This window comes from bacterium, assembly GCA_035691305.1.
GTDB lineage: Bacteria > Sysuimicrobiota > Sysuimicrobiia > Sysuimicrobiales > Segetimicrobiaceae > DASSJF01.
Window position 1 is genome coordinate 1 of the sequence record DASSJF010000073.1, and the last position, 21,666, is coordinate 21,666.

Annotated in this window: 21 protein-coding genes; 11 read left to right on the top strand and 10 right to left on the bottom strand. The window is 67.8% G+C overall.

Annotated features, from left to right (window positions below; all coding sequences use genetic code 11):
* Window positions 1-20: 20 nt before the first annotated feature.
* Genes VFL28_13425 through VFL28_13440 form a run of 4 tightly spaced genes read right to left on the bottom strand, consistent with a single transcriptional unit; the run spans window position 21 to window position 4,593 of the window.
* The gene (locus VFL28_13425; protein ID HET7265659.1) at window positions 21-1,091 is read right to left on the bottom strand and encodes a 2-dehydropantoate 2-reductase N-terminal domain-containing protein; all 1,071 of its coding nucleotides are present in this window, start codon (window positions 1,089-1,091) and stop codon (window positions 21-23) included.
* A gap of 17 nt (window positions 1,092-1,108) precedes the next feature.
* Complete coding sequence (locus tag VFL28_13430) at window positions 1,109-2,728, bottom strand: peptide ABC transporter substrate-binding protein (GenBank protein ID HET7265660.1); 1,620 nt, start codon at window positions 2,726-2,728, stop codon at window positions 1,109-1,111.
* 48 nt (window positions 2,729-2,776) lie between these two features.
* Window positions 2,777-3,652 carry an ABC transporter permease gene (locus tag VFL28_13435; protein HET7265661.1) on the bottom strand — a complete coding sequence of 292 codons (876 nt, stop codon included), beginning with the start codon at window positions 3,650-3,652 and terminating at the stop codon, window positions 2,777-2,779.
* On the bottom strand, window positions 3,649-4,593 hold the full coding sequence (locus VFL28_13440) for an ABC transporter permease (protein ID HET7265662.1): 945 nt from the start codon (window positions 4,591-4,593) through the stop codon (window positions 3,649-3,651). Before VFL28_13440 ends, VFL28_13435 begins: the two co-directional genes overlap by 4 nt.
* A 162-nt stretch (window positions 4,594-4,755) precedes the next feature.
* Here VFL28_13440 and VFL28_13445 point away from each other — a divergent pair, with 162 nt between their 5' ends.
* Together VFL28_13445 and VFL28_13450 are read left to right on the top strand one after the other, a co-directional pair.
* Window positions 4,756-6,012, top strand: a complete 1,257-nt coding sequence (locus VFL28_13445) for an amidohydrolase family protein (protein HET7265663.1) — start codon at window positions 4,756-4,758, stop codon at window positions 6,010-6,012.
* A 21-nt stretch (window positions 6,013-6,033) separates the two neighbouring features.
* Window positions 6,034-6,891, top strand: a complete 858-nt coding sequence (locus VFL28_13450; protein HET7265664.1) for a creatininase family protein — start codon at window positions 6,034-6,036, stop codon at window positions 6,889-6,891.
* A 43-nt stretch (window positions 6,892-6,934) separates the two neighbouring features.
* On the opposite strand, the gene VFL28_13455 is transcribed toward VFL28_13450, so the two are convergent.
* A complete protein-coding gene (locus tag VFL28_13455; GenBank protein ID HET7265665.1) occupies window positions 6,935-7,372 on the bottom strand; it encodes a nuclear transport factor 2 family protein in 438 nt (145 codons plus the stop codon).
* A gap of 59 nt (window positions 7,373-7,431) precedes the next feature.
* Complete coding sequence (locus VFL28_13460; GenBank protein HET7265666.1) at window positions 7,432-8,049, bottom strand: helix-turn-helix domain-containing protein; 618 nt, start codon at window positions 8,047-8,049, stop codon at window positions 7,432-7,434.
* A gap of 195 nt (window positions 8,050-8,244) precedes the next feature.
* Here VFL28_13460 and VFL28_13465 point away from each other — a divergent pair, with 195 nt between their 5' ends.
* From VFL28_13465 to VFL28_13475, 3 genes are all read left to right on the top strand, one after another.
* Entirely contained in the window at window positions 8,245-10,647 is a 2,403-nt protein-coding gene (locus VFL28_13465) for a LuxR C-terminal-related transcriptional regulator (GenBank protein HET7265667.1), read from the top strand.
* Window positions 10,648-10,807: 160 nt separating this feature from the next.
* The gene (locus VFL28_13470) at window positions 10,808-11,659 is read left to right on the top strand and encodes a sulfurtransferase (protein ID HET7265668.1); all 852 of its coding nucleotides are present in this window, start codon (window positions 10,808-10,810) and stop codon (window positions 11,657-11,659) included.
* Window positions 11,660-11,690: 31 nt separating this feature from the next.
* Window positions 11,691-11,981: an antibiotic biosynthesis monooxygenase gene (locus VFL28_13475; GenBank protein ID HET7265669.1), complete on the top strand. Its 291-nt coding sequence runs from the start codon at window positions 11,691-11,693 to the stop codon at window positions 11,979-11,981.
* Window positions 11,982-12,008: 27 nt separating this feature from the next.
* On the opposite strand, the gene VFL28_13480 is transcribed toward VFL28_13475, so the two are convergent.
* Window positions 12,009-12,446 (bottom strand): hypothetical protein, encoded by a 438-nt coding sequence (locus VFL28_13480; GenBank protein ID HET7265670.1) that lies wholly within the window; start codon window positions 12,444-12,446, stop codon window positions 12,009-12,011.
* 318 nt (window positions 12,447-12,764) lie between these two features.
* Here VFL28_13480 and VFL28_13485 point away from each other — a divergent pair, with 318 nt between their 5' ends.
* The 3 genes from VFL28_13485 (at window position 12,765) to VFL28_13495 (ending at window position 15,603) form a co-directional block, all read left to right on the top strand.
* Window positions 12,765-14,105 carry a cytochrome ubiquinol oxidase subunit I gene (locus tag VFL28_13485; GenBank protein ID HET7265671.1) on the top strand — a complete coding sequence of 447 codons (1,341 nt, stop codon included), beginning with the start codon at window positions 12,765-12,767 and terminating at the stop codon, window positions 14,103-14,105.
* The gene (gene cydB / locus VFL28_13490) at window positions 14,105-15,121 is read left to right on the top strand and encodes a cytochrome d ubiquinol oxidase subunit II (protein ID HET7265672.1); all 1,017 of its coding nucleotides are present in this window, start codon (window positions 14,105-14,107) and stop codon (window positions 15,119-15,121) included. The genes VFL28_13485 and cydB overlap by 1 nt, the downstream gene beginning before the upstream one ends.
* Before the next feature lie 71 nt (window positions 15,122-15,192).
* On the top strand, window positions 15,193-15,603 hold the full coding sequence (locus tag VFL28_13495; protein ID HET7265673.1) for a DUF3830 family protein: 411 nt from the start codon (window positions 15,193-15,195) through the stop codon (window positions 15,601-15,603).
* A 15-nt stretch (window positions 15,604-15,618) separates the two neighbouring features.
* Here VFL28_13495 and VFL28_13500 read toward each other — a convergent pair whose 3' ends face one another.
* The 3 genes from VFL28_13500 to VFL28_13510 are packed head-to-tail and all read right to left on the bottom strand — an operon-like array spanning window position 15,619 to window position 18,998.
* Window positions 15,619-16,470, bottom strand: a complete 852-nt coding sequence (locus VFL28_13500) for an ABC transporter permease (protein ID HET7265674.1) — start codon at window positions 16,468-16,470, stop codon at window positions 15,619-15,621.
* Window positions 16,463-17,410 carry an ABC transporter permease gene (locus VFL28_13505; protein ID HET7265675.1) on the bottom strand — a complete coding sequence of 316 codons (948 nt, stop codon included), beginning with the start codon at window positions 17,408-17,410 and terminating at the stop codon, window positions 16,463-16,465. The genes VFL28_13500 and VFL28_13505 overlap by 8 nt, the downstream gene beginning before the upstream one ends.
* 13 nt (window positions 17,411-17,423) lie before the next feature.
* Window positions 17,424-18,998 carry an ABC transporter substrate-binding protein gene (locus tag VFL28_13510; protein ID HET7265676.1) on the bottom strand — a complete coding sequence of 525 codons (1,575 nt, stop codon included), beginning with the start codon at window positions 18,996-18,998 and terminating at the stop codon, window positions 17,424-17,426.
* A gap of 278 nt (window positions 18,999-19,276) precedes the next feature.
* On the opposite strand from VFL28_13510, the gene VFL28_13515 reads away from it, so the two are divergent.
* Genes VFL28_13515 through VFL28_13525 form a run of 3 tightly spaced genes read left to right on the top strand, consistent with a single transcriptional unit; the run spans window position 19,277 to window position 21,663 of the window.
* Entirely contained in the window at window positions 19,277-20,401 is a 1,125-nt protein-coding gene (locus VFL28_13515; protein HET7265677.1) for a mandelate racemase/muconate lactonizing enzyme family protein, read from the top strand.
* 24 nt (window positions 20,402-20,425) lie between these two features.
* Window positions 20,426-21,331 carry a DUF6772 family protein gene (locus tag VFL28_13520; protein ID HET7265678.1) on the top strand — a complete coding sequence of 302 codons (906 nt, stop codon included), beginning with the start codon at window positions 20,426-20,428 and terminating at the stop codon, window positions 21,329-21,331.
* Window positions 21,328-21,663 (top strand): hypothetical protein, encoded by a 336-nt coding sequence (locus VFL28_13525; protein ID HET7265679.1) that lies wholly within the window; start codon window positions 21,328-21,330, stop codon window positions 21,661-21,663. Before VFL28_13520 ends, VFL28_13525 begins: the two co-directional genes overlap by 4 nt.
* Window positions 21,664-21,666: the final 3 nt, after the last annotated feature.

The window sequence follows — 21,666 nt, forward strand, 5'->3', positions numbered from 1 at the left end:
GGGAGCCGGCGCGTTGGGCCTTAGGGCAGCGCCACCCCCAGTTGCTCGGCGTAGGCATTCGCTTCGTCGATGTTGTGCCAGCCCATCTTCCTCGTGCCGGCTTCCACTTCGTTGATCATCTGCACGATCCGCCGGTTCAGCGGGACGTCCACCCCGTAGCGGTCGGCGATGCAGGCGACCGTGAGATAGTCCGCTTCGCTCTTTCGCTTCCGATAGACGATGTCCCAATGGATCCCGCTGGCCTTTTTCACGTACGTGTAGCCGCCGGGCGGCGTCTTCAGTTTGTGACCCGAGAGGTGCTCGGTCAGACGATCGTAGGCGTGGAATAGCCGTGCGGTATCGGCGGCCGTCTCGGGACGGTAGAGTTCGGGATGGAACCACTCGTCCGCGTGCAACGTGACACCGGCGGCGTCCGAGACCTTCATGGCCTCGCGTACGGCGGCGCCCCCGAGCCGCTGGACACGTCTATCGGCGAGCACCGCCGTCTCGTCGATCAGCGCCGTCGGGACGATTTGCGAATTGTACACCTGTTTAGTCCACACGCGGCCGACGACGTCGGTCAATAGCTCGCACTTGTTGGGACCGATGCCGAGAAGGCGCGCCGCCTCGCGCGCCCGCGGCGTGATGCGCCCGTCAAGCTCGCCGACGTACACCACCCCCGCGTGCACCGCTTCGAGCAGCCCGGGATCGAGGTACGCGCCGCCGTAATCCGGCAGCGCACCCATCGTGCGCTCGCGTCCGACGACGTCGGCGATCAGATCTTCGTTCATGCCATTCTGCAACGACACCACACACCCGCCCGGGGTGAGATGCTCCACGATTCCGCGCACCGCGTCCCGGGTGGCCTGCGACTTGCACGCCATAAACACCAGCCCGTCGAGCGGCTCGTCCAATTCCGCCGGCGTCGCGGCGGGCTGCGGCCCCACGGACATCGGCCCGTAGAAGCCGTTGACGCTGATGCCGTGATCTCGAATCGCGCGGACGTGGTCCGCGTTTTGATCGACGAAGAGCACCTTCTCGCCGGCGCGGGCCATGTAGAAGCCCGCCAGCCCTCCGATGGCGCCGCACCCTACGATCGCGATCTTGGCCATAGCGTCGTTTGTCCTCCTCAGGGCTCCAGCGTCCACTGCTCCATGTTCCAGCCGTCCCCGTCGTTGGTCGGGTTGCCGACGAGTCCGCGCAGTTGGGTCGTCGTGGCCTGCGCCCCGTACAGATAGTACACGGGGATCGACGGGAGGTCGCGTCCGAGGATCTCCTCGGCCTGCCAGAACAGCTTCTTGGCCGCCGCTTGGTCGATCGTACGCTCTGCGCGGCGGATCGTGTCGGTGAACTCCGCGCTGACGTAGAAGTCTTCGTTCAAGCCGTTCGGGGGCATCGCATCGGACCCGTAGAACTGCGCGAGGGCCGGATAGGCCGGGACGATCCAGCGATGGAACAGGGTGTCGCATTCGCCCTGGAAGCGGATCTGCCCGTACACCGTCGGCGAATAGTTGTGGATCTGCATGCCGAGTCCTACGGCGCGCAATTCCGCCTGGATCACCTGCTGTACGCGATCCTGCGTCGCGTCGCCGACGCTGTTGCAGTTGGTGAACGCGAGCGACTTGCCGTCCTTCTGCACGACGCCGTCGGGCCCGGCTTTCCAACCCGCCTCCGCGATCAGCTGTTTGGCTTTCGCCGTATCGTACCGATACTGCCTGTACGCGTTGGGATCATACGCCCACGACAGAGGCGTGACCGGCGGCCCGGCCGGCCGGCCGAGGCCCCCGAGCACGCTGGCGACGATGTCCTGTTTGTTGATCGCGTACGCGACCGCCTGCCGGAGCCGGACATCTTGGAACAGCGGCCTGCGGAGGTTGAAGTCGAAATGCATCCAGGCGTTGAGCGGATGTACGACCACCTTGACGCCGGCCACGGACTGCAGCGGTTTGATTTGATCGAATGGAAGCGCCCACGCGACCTGCGCCTCGCGGGTCCGCAACATATTGATCCGGGTGTTTGCGTCCGACACGAACCGCCAGACGATCTTCTTGATGCGGGGCAGACCCTTGGCCGCGTCGCGGTAGTATGGGTTCGCGATCGTCGTCAGGTACTGGCCCGGGACCCACTCTTGGACGACATACGGCGCCGTCGTGACCGGCGCGCGATTGTAGGCGGCGTAGGTGTTGAGGTCCTGACCGTCCAGCACGTGTTTGGGGAGCAGATAGCGGAACAAGTCGCGATAGGCGCCGTAGGGCTCCTTGAAGTGCGCGACCACGGTGAGGGCATCGGGCGTGTCGACCGAGGCGATCAGCCCCCACCCGGCACGGCTATCTACCCGGAACGAGGGATCGGTCATCGTCTTGTATGTGAACGCGGCGTCGGCCGACGTGACCGGCTGGCCGTCGCTCCACTTCAAACCGGGCTTGAGCCGCCAGGTGACGGTCATGGTGTCGCCGGAGAGTTTCGCGCCGCCGTTGGCGAGGGTCGGCACCTCCTGGACGAGGTGCGGAACATACTGCATCTGGCTGTCCGTCGCCGCGAAGCCTTCGACGACATCCAGTTCCTTTGCGGCGAGGACGTGCGTCGCGTACGGGTTGAGCGTGTCGGGCTCGATGTAATAGGCGACCACCATCTGCGAGATCCCGGCCCCGCTTGCCGGCGGCGCCGCGGGCGCGGTGGCCGCCACGGCCGCGGCTGCAAGACACAGCGCCGCGAGTCGGATCGGCCGCCATCCCATGCGTCGGTTCACGTCATTTCCCCCTTTCGGTCTGTGGCCGGCGGCGACGACGGCCGCCGTCTACTCCTTCGCCCGGACGTCCAGCGCATCCCGCAGGCCGTCGCCCAGGCCGTTGACGCTCAACACGCTCAACAAGATGAGCACGCCCGGGAAGACCGAGAGCCACGGCTTGGTCGCCATCGTCGATTCCGCGTTCTGAAGCATGTTGCCCCACGAGGCCGTCGGCGGCTGAATCCCGACGCCGAGAAACGAGAGCACCGATTCGGTGATGATGGCGTTGCCGACCGCCAGCGTCGCCGCGACGATCACCGGGGCGAGGCTGTTGGGCAGCGCGTGGCGGAGAATGACCCGCAGGCTTCCGCAGCCCGCCGCGCGGGCAGCCTCGATGTACTCGGTCTCCCGGATCGAAAGGAACGCGCTCCGGACGAGACGCGCCGTTCCCATCCAGCCCACGCCGGCGATGATCAACACCAGGATCTGCGGCGACGGCTTCACCACCGCCGACAGGACGATGATGAGCGGCAGCGGCGGAACCGAAAGGGCCACGTCGGTGAGTCGCATCAGCGCGGCGTCGACGAGCCGCCCGTGGTACCCTGCCAGCGCGCCAACCGTCGTGCCGGCCAACGCCGCGACGACGGCGACGGCGGTGCCGATCGACAGCGAGACGCGGCCCGCGTACAGCGCGCGGCTGAACTCGTCGCGGCCGAGGTCGTCGGTGCCGAACCAGTGGGGCGCGGACGGCGCCGCGTCGAGCTGCTTCAAGTCCACCTCGTTCGGCGCGTACCGGGTGAGCAGCGGGGCGGCGGCGGAGGCGAGCGCCAGCGCCGCGAGCACGATCCCGCCCGCCAGCGCGAGCCGGTCGCGGAGGAATCGCCTCCACGCGTCGAGCCAGAGGCCGGACCGTCTGGGCGGCAGGCCGGCCGCGCGCGCGCTCACCGGTACACGATCCTGGGGTCGAGGACCGTGTAGAGCACGTCCGCGATCAGGTTCGAGACTACGATGGCGAAGGAGCTCAACATCAGAATCGCCAGCAGAGTGGGATAGTCCACGCTGGAGATCGACTGGATCAGGAGACTCCCCATTCCGGGCCAAGCGAACACCGTCTCCGTGACGACCGCGCCGGACACGAGAGCGGCCAAGTCGAGCGCGACGATCGTGACAACCGGGATGAGGCCGTTTCGCAGCGCGTGGCGGAACACCACCTGCCGCTCCGGCAGTCCTTTTGCGCGCGCGGTGCGGATGTAGTCCTGCCTCAACACTTCGAGGACGCCGGCGCGCGTGAACCGGCTCCACCGCCCCGCGGTGAATAGCGCAAGCGTCACGCTCGGCAGCACGAGGTGTCTGGCGATCTCTCCCCAGCCGCCTCCGCCGCCGAACCCGGCGACCGGCAGCCAGCCGAAGCGCACGGCGACCACCAATTGCAGCATCAGCCCGAACCAGAATACCGGCATCGAGATGCCGAGGAACGAAAAGACGGTGATGGCGTAGTCGAACGCCGAGTACTGGCGCACTGCGCTGTACGCGCCCGCCGCCACCGCGAACGCGAGTGCAAGCAGCAGCGCCGTTCCCATCAATAGAAGCGTCGCCGGCAGGCGGCCGGCAATGAGCCCTGCGACCGGCTGTCCTGACGAATAACTGAGGCCCCAGTGCCCGAGCGCGTACGCGCCGAACCACCGCAGATACTGCAGATACACCGGCTGATCGAGGCCGAATTGGTGCCGGAGGAGCATGAGATCGCGACCGGTGACGAACGGGTTGTTGAGGTAGACGGCCAGCGGACCGCCGGGGATCGCCTGGAGAAGGCCGAAGAGAATCATCGAGACGCCGACAAGCAGCGGCACGATGCCGAGCGTTCGGCGCAGTACGAAGGTCGTCATCGCAGACGCGTGAAGCTGTAGATGGCCGGTATCCCCGGACAGTTGGGCTGCACAGTCAATGCGGGTTTACGTGCATCGTCTCCTGCCGGGGCTCGGGGAGGTGCTGCGCGGCGTGCCGCAAGAAGAAGCCCGCAGAGATCGTAGGGCAGAGGAGGCTGGCTGATGGAAGCACCCGCAACGCTGATCAAAGCGGGACGTCTCATCGACGGTACCGGGGGGCCTGTTCAACGGGACGTCGCCGTTTTGATCGAACGCGGCCGCATTACACAGATCCGGCCGGCCTCCTCCGCGCGGACCCCGGGCGACCGGGTCGTGGTGCACGATCATCCCGGCCTAACCCTGATGCCGGGTCTCATCGACACCCACGATCACATTGCCCACTTCGGCCACGACTTCCGGCGGCGGTTCAACTTGGCACCCAGCCTGGCGGTCCTGCAAGTCGCCCGGTGGGCCACCGAGACGCTCCTCGCCGGCATCACGACGTTCCGGGACGCCGCGGGGGCGGATCTCGGCTTGAAGACGGCAATCGACGAAGGGCTCCTCGCCGGCCCGCGGATGCTGATCAGTCTCGTGATCATCACGCAGACCGGCGGCCACGGCGACCTGATCCAGCCGTGCGGGCTCACGTCGGATTTTCCGAGGCTACCCGGAGTGCCGGACGGCATCGCGGACGGCCCCGACGGATGCCGCAAGAAAGTCCGCGAAATCATCCGGCTCGGCGCGGACTGGATCAAGATAGCCACGACGGGCGGTGTCGGATCGCCGCGCGGCGGACCGGCGACGCGGCAGTTCACGCTCGAAGAGCTTCGTGCGATGGTGGACGAGGCGCACGCGGCCGGCAAGGGTGTGATGGTTCACGCGCACGGCGGCGACGGGCTCAAGATCTGCCTCGAGGCGGGCGTCGATTCAATAGAACACGCCGCGGTCGCCGACGAGACTGACATCGAGCGCATGGCGCGCCAGGGCGTGTGGTTGGTGCCGACGCTCAGCGTCACGCAGCGGATGAAGGAACGTCTCGATGCCGATCCGCGATCCCTGCCGGCCTACGTCGCGGCCAAGCTGCCGGCCGTCCTCAAGACGCAGCAGCGCAACTTCCGCCGGGCGCTCGAAGCCGGTGTCAAGATCGCGATGGGCACGGATGCCGGCGCCCTCGGGCACGCCCAGAACGGCAGAGAATTGCCCTACATGGTCCAGGCCGGCATGACGCCGATGCAGGCGATCGTCGCCAGCACCGCCGCGGCCGCTTCGCTCCTGGGCATGGCCGACGACCTGGGCACCGTCGAACCCGGCAAGCGGGCGGACTTGATCCTGGTTGATGGCGATCCGCTCGAGGACATCGCCGCCGTCGCGGATCCGACGCGAATCACGCTGGTGATGAAGGACGGGGTCGTCCACAAATTCCCTGAGCCGAGCCGGTGAAGGCCATTCGGAGGTTGTAAGATGGCGCGCAAATGGAACCTCGCCCTCATGAGCTACAAAGAGATCGGTGCGATCCCGAAAGATCGCGCCGTGTTGATGGTCCCGATCGGGTGCGTTGAGCAGCACGGGCCGGCCGGCTACACCGGTGCCGACACATTTCTTGCCGACTATCTCTGCCGGCGTACGGCGGAAGGTCTGGAGGATGTGTACGTCGCGCCGCCCCTATGGTACGGCTATACCCCGTACACGGCATTCCCGGGAACGGTGACGCTGCGCCTTGCGACCCTCGAAGCCCTAGTCCGGGACGTGGTCGGTGGATACGTGGTCCACGGCTTCCGCCATATCATCATTGTGAACAACCACGGCCCGAACGAGGCCGCGATCGAACCGGTCGCCGCGGAGATGCGGCGGCAGCACGGCATTGTGATCAGTATCCTGTACCCTTGGCGCCTCGCCGAGCACTTCGGCCGTGAGATCATTCCAAACGCCGCTCACGTGTTCGGGCACGGCGGTGAACCGACGATCTCGGTTATGCTGGCGCTCCACCCGGAGGCCATCACGATAGATGGACACGGCGAGAGGCGGGGTTACGTAAGAGACGCCGGGCCGATCTCCGCGTCATCGTATCGCACGGCGGCCTTCCAGGGATTTTCGATCGGTTTGTTCAGCGAAGCCGCGGAGGTACTCCCGAGCGGAGCCAGCGGCGATTGGACTGCGGCGTCCGCAGAGCGCGGCGGGGAGGTTCTCGACCGCATGGTGGCGTACGCGCGGGAGTTCGTGCCGGCATTTCTGCGTTTCAGTCAAGGCCGGCAGTCGGCCGCCGGATCAAGCTCGGCGGTGCGCGAACGACGCGACGTTCGCCCGGGCCGGTCCGAATGAGCGGGTCGCCGTCCGTTTCGTTTTCGACGCCGCGGCGCACGCCTTATCGTCCGGCGTTCCTCAAGAACTCGAGGATCGCGACCGTATCCTGGTTGAACATCCAGGACTCGATGACTCGTTTGTCCTGCACGGTGAACACGAACGCCTCCGGGACATCCAGCGCGCTCCCGTCGGGTCCGACCGCGAGCTGCCGGCCGATCACCACGACGTGATCCTGGGCCGCCTCAAGAAACTCGAACAGGCGGGGGCGCGTCGTGCCGATGTCTTCGAAGAGACTCGGAGGTTTCAGGCCCTCCCACGTCCGGTAAAATCCCTCCACGTGTTCGACGGCCCCCGAATGTCCATGGAAACGGCCGCCGTATGGCAGCGAGCGTGCCTCGTGGATCGACACCTCGGGGTGGTAGGCCTCCAGGAGGGCCGCTCGGTCGCGCCGCCTCACCGCATCAAACAACCGCTTCACAACATCAACTCGCTCCGACATCGCGCATCCTCCTTGTGATGGGCTTCCGTTGGGGATGGGCTTTCATCCGGTGACCGTCGCTACGGCGGGTTCTGCGACGGCTGGACGCCCGCGAGGCGCAGCGTGGCATGGTACGTCGCGGTTATCAGGAGATCGACGTAATCGGGCGGGACCTCCTTCGCCGCTACGTGCCGGCGAACCGCCGCGAACGGCGCGTCGAGCACGGCGAACGTGACGATGCGCACCGTGCGGGCATCCGTACGTTCACACAACCGCCGGCTGAAGTCACGAAACTCGCCGTCGATCTGTTGCCGCAGCGCCCGGGCACGCCGCTCCATGCGGGGTGGCCAGCCGTGCCGGACAAAGTCCTGCCGCCGGTAGAGTTGCAGCACCCGCGCCTCCGCGAGATTGGCACGCACCCGTTGCGCGAGGTACAGGGCGGCGGCCAGTCCGGCATCGCGGGCTTCGGGCCCCCGAAGGACCTCGAAGTAGGCGTTCTGGAACGACTCCGCCGCGCTCAACCACACCTCGCCGAGGAGCACCGCGCGCGACTCGAATCGGTGGTAAATTGAGCCGATCGGCGCGCGAATCGCCCGAGCAATCGCGCTTACGGACGCCGCCGCGGGGCCGTGGGCGGCGACCAGGTCTCGCGCCGACGCCAGGATCTGGGCTTCGTCGAATTTGGGGGCTCTCGGCATGAATTTAGAATATATATTCTAGAATGGACTGTCAACGTACGCCGATGCCCGCGAGCAACGGAGCGCGCTGCCGGCGGCCGGCGGTGCCGGTCACGCCGGTGTCGTGGGTGTCCGCGCGGCCGCAGGTCGCCGTCATCGGCCCACCGAACACCGGCCTCTGATCCGGTGCAGGCGGTCCGGGTTTGGGGGAGCGCGATGGCTCGTCGACCGAGGAAGCCGAGCGCGAAACGACGGACGGCCGGGCGGCCTGTCCGCGAGGATGGGCCCGGAGTCGGCCCGCCGCCGCGGCGCCGTCACAACCTTCCGATCCAACTCACGACCTTCATCGGCCGCGAGCGGGAGATCGCCGGCGTCCAACGGCTGCTGACGACCGCCCCGTTGCTGACCCTCACGGGCGCCGGAGGCGCCGGCAAGACCAGGTTGGCTCTTCGGGTGGCCGCCGAATGTCTTGAGCAGTACCCGGACGGCGTGTGGTTTGTCGATCTGGCACCGGTCGCCGATCCGGCGCTCGTCCCCAGCAGCGTCGCGGCCGCGCTCGGCGTCCCGGAGCAGCCGGGCCGTCCATTAGCCGACACGCTGGCCGCTTACCTGCGAACGAGCCGCCCCCTGCTGGTCTTGGACAACTGTGAGCACCTCCGCGCGGCGTGTCAGGCTCTCGCCGATCGTCTGCTGCGGGCGAGCGAGACTGTTCGGGTGCTCGCGACCAGCCGGGAGGCGCTCGGAGTCGCGGGGGAGATCACGTACCGTGTCCCGCCGCTACAGTTTCCCGCTGCGCGTCACGCGGCATCCGCCGCGGATATGGTCCGGTATGATGCGCTGCGCCTCTTTACCGAACGGGCCGCGCTCGCGCAGCCGGAGTTCACCGTTACCGATGACAGTGCTCCGACGATCCTGCAGATTTGCCGGCGGCTGGATGGCATGCCGCTCGCCATCGAGTTTGCCGCCGCCCGCGTGGCGGCGCTGTCCGTTGAGCAGATCGCCGCGCGGCTCGACGACCGGTTGCGGCTGTTGACGGCGGGGTCGAGGCAAACCCTCCCCCGGCATCAGACGTTGCGCGCGACGCTGGATTGGAGCCACGATCTGCTGACGGAGCGCGAACAGACGTTGTTCCGGCGGCTCGCGGTCTTCGCCGGCGGGTTCACGCTGGAGGCGGCTGAACGAGTCTGCCCCGGCACCGGCATCGCGGAGCAGGACATCTTGGACCTCTTGACGCGCCTTGTCGACAAGTCGCTTGTCGTCTTCGATCAACGTCGCGGCGACCCCCGATACCGGCTGCTGGACAGTGTGCGCCAGTACGGCCAGGAGCGGCTCGAAGCGTCCGACGACACCGAGGCCATCCGGCGGCGGCATCGCGATTGGTACCTGGACTTTGCCGACCGCGCAGGCGACGCACTGCGCGGACACGCGCAAGACCTGTGGCTGAGCCGGATGGAGACGGAGCACGACAACCTCCGGGCGGCGCTCGCGTGGAGCAAAGCGGCCGGCGACATCGCCGGGTGGCTGCGGTTGACCGGTGCGCTCACCTGGTTCTGGTTCATGGGCGAGCACTGGGGCGAGGGGCGGCGGTGGGTGGAGGACGCGCTCGCGGCCGGCGGGACGGCGGAGCCGCTGAGCCGGCGGACCCGCTGGGGGGCCATGCTCTTTGCGCTCGCGCAGGGAGACATCCCGCGCGTGGAAGAGCTGACCGGAAACCTGAATTTCACCGGTGCGGGCCGGGACGACCAGGTATTTGGCATTGTGGCGCGCATCGCCAAGGGCAACATCGCCGCCGACACCGGGATGGACCATGGGGTCCGGCCCCTCGAAGAAGCGGTCGCCCAAGCGCACGCGCTGGGTGATCGATGGCTCCTTGCGTTCGCCCTAACGCAACTATCGGTCGCCCTGCGAAAGCGCGGTCACTACGACCGCGCGGTCGATCTCTGCGCCGAAAGCGCGCGGCTGTTCGAGGCGCTTGGAGACCGGTGGCGTCATTCGATCGCGCTGCGCAACTTGGGCATCACGATGCTGCGCCGCGGCTCGTATGACGAGGCGGTGGACGCCTACGCGAAGAGCATCCGGCTCCGCGCTCCGGAGCAAAACCGATGGGTCGTCTTTCAAGGGCTCGAGGGGCTGGCGTGCGTCGAATGTGCGCGCGCCCACTATGAACGAGCCGCCGTTCTGTTCGCCGCGGCGGCACCCGTCCAGGAGGCGCTTCGAGCCCGGCGGGACTCGGACTTCCTGGCCGAGGTTCAGCGCTACGGCGATCGCGCACGCATGTCTTTGAGCGGACGGGCATTCGAAGCGGCCCAGATCGCGGGCCGCGCGATGACTCTGGAACAGGCCATCGAATACGCGCTGCCACCGGCCAAATCAGAACCGGCGTCCCTCGGGCAGGAGGATAGAGGGCCGGCCGATTCCTCGCTCACGGGTCGTGAGCGCGAGGTCGCCCGGCTCGTCGCGCGCGGGTTGACCAACCGGCAGATTGCCGCGGCCTTGGTGGTGTCCGAGCGTACGGCCGAGGGTCACGTCCAGAGCATCCTCAACAAACTGAGCTTCAACACCCGCGCGCAGGTGGCCGTCTGGGCCGTGGAGCACGGACTGCACCTATCTTCGGCCTGACCCGCCGGGCCGGACCTCCGGCCGCGCTCGCTACCTACACTGGAAAACACGTACCGGGCTCCCAGAAAACACGTACTTCCCCCGGTGACGCGGCGCCTGGGTCTCTCGTACGTTGGCATCGGATCGCGCATTGATTCTTCACGTGAAGGGGGAACGGCGCATGCCGAGGGGTTACGCGCAACCCGAGGTTTTGGTGGATACGGACTGGCTCGGCGACCACCTGCAAGACCCCGCGGTGCGGGTGATCGAAATTTCCGAGGACGTCACGCTCTACGGTCAGGGGCACATTCCCGGGGCCGCGCATATCAACTGGCAGACCCAGCTCCAAGATCGGGTCCGTCGCGACTGGATTTCCAGAGAGCAGTTCGAGAATCTGCTCGGGTCCTACGGCATCGACAACGCCAGCACGCTGGTGCTGTACGGCGACAAGAACAACTGGTTCGCCGCGTACACATTCTGGCTGTGCAAGATGTTCGGGGTCGACCGCGTCCGCATACTCAACGGCGGCCGGGCGAAGTGGATCGCGGAAGGCCGCCCCATGGCTACCGATGCGCCGGTGTATCCGCGCGCGCTGTTCCGCGCGAAAACTCCGGATCTCAGCGTCCGCGCTTTTCGCGACCAGGTGCAGGCGCGCATCGAGGCGCCCGGCGTGGCGCTCGTCGACGTCCGTTCGCCCCAAGAGTTCAGCGGCGAACTGATCGCGATGCCGGCCTACCCGCAGGAGGGGGCGCAGCGCGGCGGCCACATCCCGGGCGCACGCAACATTCCGTGGGGGCAAAATGTCCGCGAGGACGGCACGTTCAAAGAGGCCGACGATCTTCGCCGCCTGTACGAGAGCCGCGGCGTCCACCCGGACAACGAGGTGATCGCCTACTGCCGCATCGGCGAGCGCTCGTCGCTCACCTGGTTCACGCTGACGTACCTGCTCGGGTACCCTCGCGTCCGCAACTACGACGGGTCGTGGACGGAGTGGGGGAGCCTGGTCGGCGCGCCGGTCGAGAAGACCGCTTAGCCGCACGTATTTCGATCTGAGAGGTGCAACGATGAATTTGAGACTCGTTCAGTTCAGCTTGGGCCCGGGGAGCCGCTCGGCAGCCGAAGCGATAGCCGACAAGATCGTCCCCGCCATTCGATCGCAACAGGGCTGCGACCGATGCGAGTTCTTCGCCGACAACGAAACGGGCGACTACGGTCTGGTCGTATTGTGGGCGTCGAAGCAGGCCGCCGACGCCGCCGCCTCAGTGATCGGTCCCGTTTTGAGGCCGGTCCTGGCCGACGCGAAGGCGCCACACAACATCAAACTGTTTGAGGTGTACCAGCCGAAGACGAGGTAGCTGCGGCAGGGTACCTCTTGAATTCGTTTACGGGAGCACGGCGGCGAGACGGCGGATACCTTCCTCAATGTCCCCGTCCGGTATCGCCCCGTACCCGAGGAGTACCCCCGCGCGGCGCGGGCGGCGGAGGAAGTCACGCGTCGCCGGATATACCCCTGCTCCGGCGCTTGCGGCACGCTCGACGAGCGCAGCAAGCCTGCCGACCGGGATTCGGCGAAACCACATCAACACTTGGGTTCCGGCATCGGTACCTGTGATGTCGACGCGGACGGCCAGATGTGTCCCGGCCGCCGCAAGAAGTGCCGCCCGGCGCTTCGCGTACACCCTGCGCGAGCGGCGTAGAGCGCGCTCGAAGTGACCGCCCGCCATGCGCCCGCAACGTTCCGCGAGCGACACCCCGACGGCGGCGAATTCCTCGGGCCGGTATCCGGCGACGATCCCCACGATCAGGCGGCCCTTCGACACTACATCGCCGGCGCGGAAGCACCGGAGGCACGCGTCATGGGTGGGAATCCGGCGCTGATCATCTGGCCCCGGGAAGAACTTCGGCCACCGATAGTAGTTCGATGCGCGCAAATAGTGGTCTCGGGCCTTACTCCGTGTCCGGCGTTGGCCGCTTTTCCGGCATGGTGTTCCAGCGAGGCGGCCATCGCGTGTCGCAAGATGCGGGACTCGACGGCAGCGGTTCGTAAGCGGAGCGGAACACCGCGTGGCGTGTAGAGGAAGGCAGGTGTACGCAATGAAGTGAGGCACGGCCCGACGTCAGAGCAGGGTGGGGCCCGCATGACAGACGCGGTGATCGCCGATCGTCTTCAATTTACGTTTACCGTCATGTTCCACTACCTCTTCCCGATCCTCACGATGGGACTGGCTCCGCTGATCGTCGTCCTCCGGACGCTGCACCTAATCCGGGGGGAGGCGCGCTGTGGCGCGGCGGCCCGCTTCTGGACTCGCATCTTTGCGCTCAACTTCGCCATCGGGGTGATCACAGGGATCCCGATGGAGTTTCAGTTCGGCACCAACTGGGCGCAGTTTTCGGCCTACGCCGGAGGCGTGATCGGACAGTTTCTCGGCCTCGAAGGCGTATTCGCGTTCTTCCTCGAGTCGACGTTCCTTGGGATCGTGCTGTTCGGCGAAGGCCGCGTCCCGCCCCGGCTACATTGGCTCGCGACGGTGCTGCTCGCGGCCGGGGCTTGGCTGTCGGGCTTGTTCATCACTGCCACAAACGCCTGGATGCAGCACCCGGTTGGCTATCGTCTTGCGCCGGACGGAACGGCGCAGGTCGCGAGCCTGGGCGCGATGCTCGGCAACCCGTTCCTCTGGTGGCAGTACGCCCACGTGATCAACGGCGCCGTACTCTCCGCCGCCGTCGTGATGGCGTCGATCGGCGCGTACTACCTGCTTGCCGGCCGCCACGTAGAGTTCGGACGGCTCTCGGTCGCCCTCGGGGTGGGGGTGGGGGTGGTGTTCTCGCTGACGCAGCTGTTTCCGACCGGCGACATGAACAGCCGGAACGTGACAGCCTATCAACCGGTCAAACTCGCCGCGATGGAGGGCCTGTTCGAGACGCGGTACGGCGCGCCGCTTGCGATCATCGGGATGCCGTCGACGACGGAGCGCAAGCTGCTGGATCCGGTCTTCGTGCCGGACGCGCTGAGCTTCCTCGCCTACGGCAACCTGCGCGCTGAGGTCAAGGGTCTCAACGACTACCCCGAGATGGACTGGCCACTCGTGCAGATCACCTACTACGCCTACCACATCATGGTGGGGCTGGGGACGATCCTCATCGTCGCCCTCCTGCTCGGGGTGCTGCTGTGGTGGCGCGGGATCTTGTTCACGAGCCGGTGGTTTCTCTGGGTGTTGATGCTGTTGCTTCCGTTCCCCTATATCGCGAATGAGGCCGGCTGGGTTGTGACCGAGGTCGGCCGCCAGCCGTGGCTGGTGTACGGCCTGCTGCGGACGGCCGCGGGCGGCTCGCCCACCGTCGAAGCCGGAGAGACGATCTTTACCGTCCTGGGATTCGCCGGCACGTACGCCCTGCTCGGCGTCCTCGCCGTTTTCCTGGCGATACTGCTCGTGCTGCGCGGGCCCGACGAGCCGTCGTCCGCGGCGGCGGTGCGCTGATGGCGATGTTCTGGTTCGTCATTCTCATCGTGCTCCTCGTGGCATACGCGATCCTGGACGGGTTCGACCTGGGCGTCGGGGTCCTGCACTTGGCGGTGGCGCGGACGGACGCCGAGCGGCGAACGGCGCTCAACGCGATCGGGCCGGTGTGGGACGCCAACGAGGTGTGGTTGCTCGGCTTTGGGGTCGGGACCTTCCTCGCTTTTCCCCGCGCCTTCGCCGTGGGGTTCAGCGGATTCTATCTGCCGTTGATGGTCGTTCTGTGGCTGCTGATGGGCCGCGGCGTCGCGCTCGAATTTCGCCACCATATCGCCGATCCTTTGTGGCAGGGGGCCTGGGACGTCGTGTTTTCGGTGACCAGCCTGCTCCTCGCGTTGTTTTACGGCATCGCAGCCGGCAACGTAGTGACCGGCGTCCCGATCGGCGCCGACGGGTACTTCCAGGGCCTGTTCGGGTGGCTGCTGAATCCGTACGCCCTCGTCATGGGCCTGTTCAGCGTGGCGCTGCTCATGCTCCACGGCGCCTACTATTTGTGCCTGAAAGCGGACGGCCCGCTTGGTGAGCGCGCGCACCGCGTGGCGGAGCCGTTGTGGACCGTCGTGCTGGTGCTGGCGATCGTGCTGACCGTTGCGACGTTTGCGCTTCGGCCCGAGCTGCTGGGGAACTATCGCGTCTATCCGATCTGGCTGCTCGCCCCGCTCGCGGCCGCGGTATGCCTTGTCGTGACGCGGCGGGCGCACCAGCGGCGCCGGTACGGCGCGGCGTTTTTGGCGACGAGCGGGATTATCGCGGCACTGCTCACTGCGACGGCAATCGGCGCCTACCCGTACCTCTTGCGGTCGCAGCCGTTTCCCGAGCGCAGCCTGACCGTGGCCAACGCCGCCGCGGCGCCGGCCGGACTCGCCGCGGCGACACTGTGGCTGCTTCCCGGTGTGTTCCTCATTATCGTCTACCAAGTGGTCGTGTACCGGGTGTTCGCCGGCAAGGTACGGATGGACGCCGGGGCGCACTACTGAGGCGGAGGCAGCCCGGCCATCATCCCCGCGGGCCGCCCGCGCGGTGACGTTGTGGCGAGAGGAGCGGTGACGTGGACGTGGAGCTCGTTCTGGACGGCGTGACGGCGCGGGTGACCTTGCTCGAGATGGCGGCGCCGCGCACCACGAAGGCGCTGTGGGAGGCGCTTCCGATCAGCGACCGCGCCGTGCAGGTCAAGTGGTCGGGCGACGCGTGGCGGACCGAAGGCGACTACGACATCGGCATCACCGCGGTCGAGAACGAGGGACACGTGCTGGCGGCCGGCGATCTCATCTACTACCCGCGGATGAAGAAGATCGGTCTGGCCTATGGGCGCGCGGAGTGGCGTCACCCCGACCTTTCGTTCGCGCTCCACGTGTCCGTGATCGGCAGGGTGAGCTCGCAGCTCGAGGCCGTCGTCGCCGCGAGCCGGCGCGTCTGGCTCGAGGGCGCGCGTCCGCTGCGGCTGAGCCGGGCAGAGTAGGCTGCGGCCGGCCGGTCAGGAACGGAGCCGCGGGTCGAGCGCGTCCCGAGCGCCGTCGCCGAGCAAATTGAGCCCGAGGATCGTGATCATGATCGCCATCCCGGGGGCCAGGGCGATCCACGGGGCCTGATCGAGGAAGGGGTAGCCGTAGCGCAGCATCGAGCCCAAGGACGCGGTCGGGGGCTGGGCGCCCAGCCCGAGGAACGAGAGCGACGCTTCCGTCAGAATGGCAAAGCTCACGGTCAGCGTGGCTTCGATCGTGACGAGCCCCAGCAGGTTGGGCAGCAGGTGACGCCGCATGATGCGGATCCCGGTGGCGCCGGTCGCCGTGGCGGCTTCGATGAACTCCATTTCCCGGAGCACCCGCACCTGTCCGCGGACAAGCCGCGCGAATCTCGGCATGGCCACCACCGCGATCGCGAGCGTGGCGTTGGCGAGATTCGGTCCGAGCACGCCGACGATGGCCACCGCGAGCACCATCGCCGGGAACGCGAACAGCAGGTCCGCCAGCCGCATCAGCGCTGTGTCGACCCACCGGCCCCAGTATCCGCTGACGAGCCCCGCCGAGACCCCCCCGCAGGCGGCCAGCGCGGTGGCGGCCAGTCCGACCCCGAGCGAAATCCGTCCGCCGGCCAAGAGCCGGCTCAGGATGTCCCGTCCCAGGTCGTCGGTGCCCAAGGGCCAGGCGGTCGAGGGCGGCTGGAGCATCACCGAAACGTGCACCGCCTCGGGCGAAACCCGGTCGAGCGCGGGGCCGAGGAGCGCCGCCAGGAACGCGGCGGCGCAGATTCCTCCGCCGAGCGCGGCGAGCCTGTGGCGCTCCACGAGCCGTCCGCCGCGCGCGGCGAACCCGGCCTGATCACTCATACTTGAGCCGCGGGTCCGCCCACGCGTAGAGCACGTCGGCGAGGAAGTTCGCCCCGATCAGCGCCAGCGCCATGAACAGCGTCGCCGCCTGCAAGATCGGCAGGTCCCGGCTGAGGACCGAATCGACCGCGAGACGGCCGATCCCGGGCAGCGTAAAGATCGTTTCCGTGACGACGGCGCCGCCGAGGAGGCGGCCGGTCTCTAGAGCGACCACGGTGATGATCGGAATAAACGCGCCGCGCAAGATGTGCCGCGCGACGACGCGCGGCTCCCTGAGCCCCTTCGCCCGCGCCGTCTGCACGTACTCCGCCCTCGCGACGTCGAGGACGCTCATGCGGACGATGCGGAGCACCACCGCGGTGTAGGGCACCGCTAGGGTCACGGCGGGCAGGATCATGAGCCGCAGATTCGCGCCGAGGTCCCGCCACGGCGGCACATATCCGGCCGGCGGCAGCCAGTGGAGGTCGACGGCAAAGAACAAGATCAGGAGAAGGCCGAGCCAGAACGCCGGCATGGCGAGGCCGAGAGACGCCAGCGCCGAGATCAGGCCGTCGGCCAGGGTGTTCCGGCGAAGCGCCGCGGCGACCCCCAGCGGGAGCGCCGCCGCCACCGCCCCGCCCATCGCGAGCGCCGTCAGCTCGAGGGTGACCGGCAGGCGCGCCGCGATCTCCGGCGCGACGTAGGCCCGGGACCGGTACGAGTACCCGAGGTCGCCGCCCAGCGCGTGGAGGAGCCATGTCTCGTACTGGAGGTACAGCGGTCGATCCAGACCCAGCTGGTGCCGGAGGTCTTGGGCGACCTGCTGGGCCTGCATGTCCTCCGGCAGGAGCAGCGTGACCGCGTCACCCGGTGCGAAGTGCAGCATCAGAAAAATGCCGATGCTCAGGAGCAGGAGCATCGGCACCGTGACGGCTATACGACGGACGAGGAACCGGAGCATCGCCGCGGCGGGCTCACACCTGCATCCACACGGCGCCGAACCGCAGCATCGTGTCGGGGACGACGGGGAGGTCGTGCACCTCCTTGCGCGTCGCGGTCATCAGGTTTTCGAAGACGAGGAAGACCCACGGAGCATCGTCCACGACCAGCCGCTGAATGTCCCGGTAGACGCGGACGCGTCCGGGTCCGTTCGGAATCGCCCGGCTCTGCTCGAGCAGCCGGTCCACCTCGTCGTTCCGGTACGTCATCGAGTTCACATTGCCGCGGGAGCTGAAGTGGTTGTACATCGTGCCGTCGATGTCCGGGCGCGGCGTCCACGATCCGATGACCGCTTCGTAACGCTTGCCCGTGATGCGGGCCTGGAGCGTGGTCAACTCGTAGGATTGGATGTTGGCGGTGATGCCGACCTCCGCCAGTTGCGCCTTGATCAGCTCGGCGAGCCGGGTCTGCTCCGGCGACGCGTAGATCTCCAGCGTGAACGTGAAGCCGTTCGGCCGGCCGCCATCGGCGAGTTTGGCCCTTGCCTTTTGCGGATCGTGGCGGTAGCTGACCCGGGTGATGGACGGATCGTAATAGTCCCGGTACACGGGCGAGATGGGGCCGTAGGCCGGACGCGCCTGCCCGAAGTAGATCGCCGTCACGATCTGCAGGCGGTTCACGGCGTACGAGACGGCCTGCCGCAGGGCCTTGTTGTTGAACGGCGGCAGCGCGTTGTTCAGACGAATCATCGGCCACCGCGTGCCGGGGAAGATGATCGTCTTGAAGCGCGGGTCGCCGCCGATGGCGCGCTGCTCCCTGGCCGGTACGGTGTCGACGAGGTCGAGGCTGCCCGCCCGCAGGTTCGCCATCTTCACCGTTTCGTCGTTCAGCGGTCGATAGACGACCTCGTTGAGGTACGGCCGGCCCTGTTGCCAGTAGTCCGGAAACTTCCGCAGGGTGATGTGGTCGTCTTTGACCCACTCCGCGAACGCGAAGGGGCCCGTGCCCGCGGGATGCTGCCCGAACTGCGCGCCCCACTTTTTCACCCCCGCCGGCGATACCATGAAGCCCGGGCCCTCCGTGAACCAGCTCAGGAGCGGAGTGAAGGGCGCGGCCAGCGTCAGGTCCACCGTCGCGGCGCCGGTCACGCGGACGTCTTTGATCGGTGCGAGAATCGTCCGGAAGGCCGAGCCGGTCGCGGGATCGAGGGTGCGTTCGATGTTGAACTTGACCGCGGCGGCGTCGCACGGCGTTCCGTCGTGAAATTGCACCCCCGGCTGCAGATGAAACGTCAGGCGCAGGCCGTCCGGCGAGACCGTCCACGTCCTCACGAGGCCCGGGCCGATCGTGAAGGCCGGCGTCAGGGAGAAGAGCGGGCTGTAGATCGAATAGAAGATCTCGCGCTCGGAAACGTTCGTGTAGTGCGGCGGGTCGAGCGTCGCCCACCCCCCGGTAAGTCCGATCCGGAGCGTGCCGCCGGGGACGGGCTGTGCTGCCGGCGCGGCGAACGCCGTGGCCCGGGAGCCGGCGATCCTCGACAGGCGGCCGCCGGCGACCATCACCCCGGCGGCGCCGATCGCGGTCACCAGCCGGCGGCGTGTGAACGGCATTGTCATCTGGCCCCCTGCCTCAGCATCGACTTGGCCCCGTCATCGAGCAACCCGGCCGCTTGACGGCCGCGGTCCGCCGGCAAGCCGGCATCCCGCGGTTAGTGGGCTTCTTTCTGGACTGAGCCGTCCGCGCTCCTGCGTTCCGGCCGTCCGTACGCCGTCCACGCCGCGCTTCGATGGATTCGTCCGCGGTCCCCGGAGGGAGGAGGTGGGCGAGTCACCCCCGACCGAAGGAGTCACGGGATCACGACAAAAATTCCCGGCCGAAGGCTCCGCCGATGCACATCGAGACCGTCCGCGCGATTCCCCTGCTCGCCACGATCGATCCGCCCCAGCGGATCGGCCGGGCCACGTTCACCAAACTCGGCGTGACGCTCGTCGAGGTCCGGTCCGACACCGGCCTCGTGGGCTACGGCGAATGTCTCGGCCGCTACGCGCCGCGGATCTGGGCGGCCATCGTGGACGACCTGCTGGCGCCGCTCGTGGCCGGGGAGGATCCATGGGACACCGAGCGGCTGTGGGAGCGTATGTTTCGCGACCTGCGCTCGCTCAGCGGACACAGCCGGGGCATGCTGGTCGAAGGGATCGCCGGCGTCGACACGGCGCTGTGGGACCTTAAAGGGAAGGCGGCGGGCCGGCCGGTGTCGGCGCTGCTCGGAGGGCGCGTGCGGAGCCGGCTCAGCGCCTATGCATCCTCCGTGATGGTGCGCGAGCCCGAGGCGATGGCGGCGGACGCTGCGGAGGTGGTGGCACGCGGCTTCCGCGCCCTGAAGGTCAAGATCGGCACCGGGGTTGAGAGCGACGCCGCCGTCATCCGCGGCGTCCGCCGCGCCGTGGGCGACGCGGTCGACCTGATGGTCGACGCGAACGGCGCGTACCGGGCGGCAGAGGCGATCGACTTGATCCGGCGCATCGACGACTGTCGAATCACGTGGTTCGAGGAGCCGGTGCCTCCCGATGATCTGGAAGGGTACCGCCGCATCCGCGCGGCGACGACGATGCGCCTGGCGGCCGGCGAGGGCGAGTTCACGCGCTTCGGCGTGCGCGACGTGCTCGCGGCGGACGCGGTAGACGTGATCCAGCCCGACGTGGCGCGGGCCGGCGGCATCAGCGAGACGAGGAAGATCACGGAACTGGCCGCGACGCACCACGTCGCCTACGCGCCCCACGTCGGGTTCTCGTCGATCGTCTGTGTGGCGGCGACCCTGCAACTCGCCGCCGCGGCGCCGAACTTCCTGACCTACGAGTGCATGTACACCGCCAACCCGCTCCGCGAACGCCTGGCGGTGACCGCGTTGGGCGGCCCCGCCCAGCTCGACGACGGCCGGGTGCCGGTGCCGCAGGGGCCGGGCCTCGGACTCGAGCTGGATCCGGACGCGCTCGCCTTCTACGCGGCGACGTAGGGCCGCCGAAGGAGGATGCTTCCCATGAGATCGCGCCGAAGGGCGGCCCGGCCGGTGCGCGCGCCGGTTGTCCCCGCCGACCCGCGCCTCAGCCGCTTCAGCCCGCTGTCGCGGATCCTGTGCTTCGACGATTTCGACTACGGATTCAACGGCTGGGGCGGCCACATCGGCAACTACGAAGGGTCGCTCGACACGATGCTGCCGGACTACCGGGATCTGCGTCCGCCGATGCTCAGCACGATCCCGATGTGGGACACCGGGTCGGTCGGGGGCGTCGACGGCGCCTACGCCCTCAAACTGGCGACCCGGCCGGCGGCGGGCAGCCTCGCGGTCGCGATCAAGCGCCTCACGTGGCGGTACGCCGGGCCGATCCAGATCGAGTTCGCCTTTACGTTCAAGCCCGAAGCCTCGGCGCTCGCACTGCTGGAAACGGAGGTCCGGGCGTTCGGCTTCGCGTTCGACCTTCAGGCCGGTGACCGCGCCGCCCCGCCCCGCGAGCGGGTCATGCCGCATCTCCGCTACCTCAACGCGCTGGAGGGGCGGCGGATGGAAAAGTGGCAGTTCAAGCGCGTCGTCGAACCGCTGCGCGACATCGGCGGCAGCGGCAAGACGCGGTCGCACTTCCACCTCGCGCCGTCGGGCTGGGAAGACGTGCCGGACGGCGGCCAGCAGCTGTGCTACAACGAAATCGCCACCAAGCACAACTGGTACTACGTGAAGATCGGCTTCGATCTCGCGTCGATGAGCTTCACGGCCTTCCGGTGCAACGACCGTGAGTTCGATCCGGCCGGGATCGCGCCGATGCGGTTTGCGGCGATGCCGAACCTCTCGTGCATGCTGAACCCCTTCGTGTGGGTCGAGGCGGACGGCGATGTGCGGGCGTTCCTCTACCTCGACTCGGTCGTTTTGTCGGCGGAGGTGGACGCGTGATCCACCGCGGCCACACCGCGGTCGTCGAGCGCAACGTGCGGTGGGCCGGGGCGTTCTCGACCGAGCCTTATGAGGCCGCGTGGGCCTCGGAAGCGATCTTCTTTGTCCGGACGCTCGAGCCCGGCACGCTGCGGACGGAGGCCGCGGCGCGGGTGCAGATCTCACCCGACGGGATGCGGTGGGCGGACGAAGGGACGGCGGTGCCGCTGCGCGCCGGGCTCGGGGTGACGTTCGGGCGCGTTTCGCACTTCGGCGGGTGGCTCCGTCTCGCGGGCGAACTCGGTCCGGGCGAGGCCCTCACCGTGATCGTCTATCTGGTGTTGAAAGAGTAGGGG

Coding starts and splice junctions, on each gene's coding strand:
- VFL28_13425 (HET7265659.1), bottom strand. CDS start 1,091: ATGGCCAAGATCGCGATCGTAGGGTGCGGCGCCATCGGAGGGCTGGCG.
- VFL28_13440 (HET7265662.1), bottom strand. CDS start 4,593: ATGACGACCTTCGTACTGCGCCGAACGCTCGGCATCGTGCCGCTGCTT.
- VFL28_13445 (HET7265663.1), top strand. CDS start 4,756: ATGGAAGCACCCGCAACGCTGATCAAAGCGGGACGTCTCATCGACGGT.
- VFL28_13450 (HET7265664.1), top strand. CDS start 6,034: ATGGCGCGCAAATGGAACCTCGCCCTCATGAGCTACAAAGAGATCGGT.
- VFL28_13455 (HET7265665.1), bottom strand. CDS start 7,372: ATGTCGGAGCGAGTTGATGTTGTGAAGCGGTTGTTTGATGCGGTGAGG.
- VFL28_13460 (HET7265666.1), bottom strand. CDS start 8,049: ATGCCGAGAGCCCCCAAATTCGACGAAGCCCAGATCCTGGCGTCGGCG.
- VFL28_13465 (HET7265667.1), top strand. CDS start 8,245: ATGGCTCGTCGACCGAGGAAGCCGAGCGCGAAACGACGGACGGCCGGG.
- VFL28_13470 (HET7265668.1), top strand. CDS start 10,808: ATGCCGAGGGGTTACGCGCAACCCGAGGTTTTGGTGGATACGGACTGG.
- VFL28_13475 (HET7265669.1), top strand. CDS start 11,691: ATGAATTTGAGACTCGTTCAGTTCAGCTTGGGCCCGGGGAGCCGCTCG.
- VFL28_13485 (HET7265671.1), top strand. CDS start 12,765: ATGACAGACGCGGTGATCGCCGATCGTCTTCAATTTACGTTTACCGTC.
- cydB (HET7265672.1), top strand. CDS start 14,105: ATGGCGATGTTCTGGTTCGTCATTCTCATCGTGCTCCTCGTGGCATAC.
- VFL28_13500 (HET7265674.1), bottom strand. CDS start 16,470: ATGAGTGATCAGGCCGGGTTCGCCGCGCGCGGCGGACGGCTCGTGGAG.
- VFL28_13505 (HET7265675.1), bottom strand. CDS start 17,410: ATGCTCCGGTTCCTCGTCCGTCGTATAGCCGTCACGGTGCCGATGCTC.
- VFL28_13510 (HET7265676.1), bottom strand. CDS start 18,998: ATGCCGTTCACACGCCGCCGGCTGGTGACCGCGATCGGCGCCGCCGGG.
- VFL28_13515 (HET7265677.1), top strand. CDS start 19,277: ATGCACATCGAGACCGTCCGCGCGATTCCCCTGCTCGCCACGATCGAT.
- VFL28_13520 (HET7265678.1), top strand. CDS start 20,426: ATGAGATCGCGCCGAAGGGCGGCCCGGCCGGTGCGCGCGCCGGTTGTC.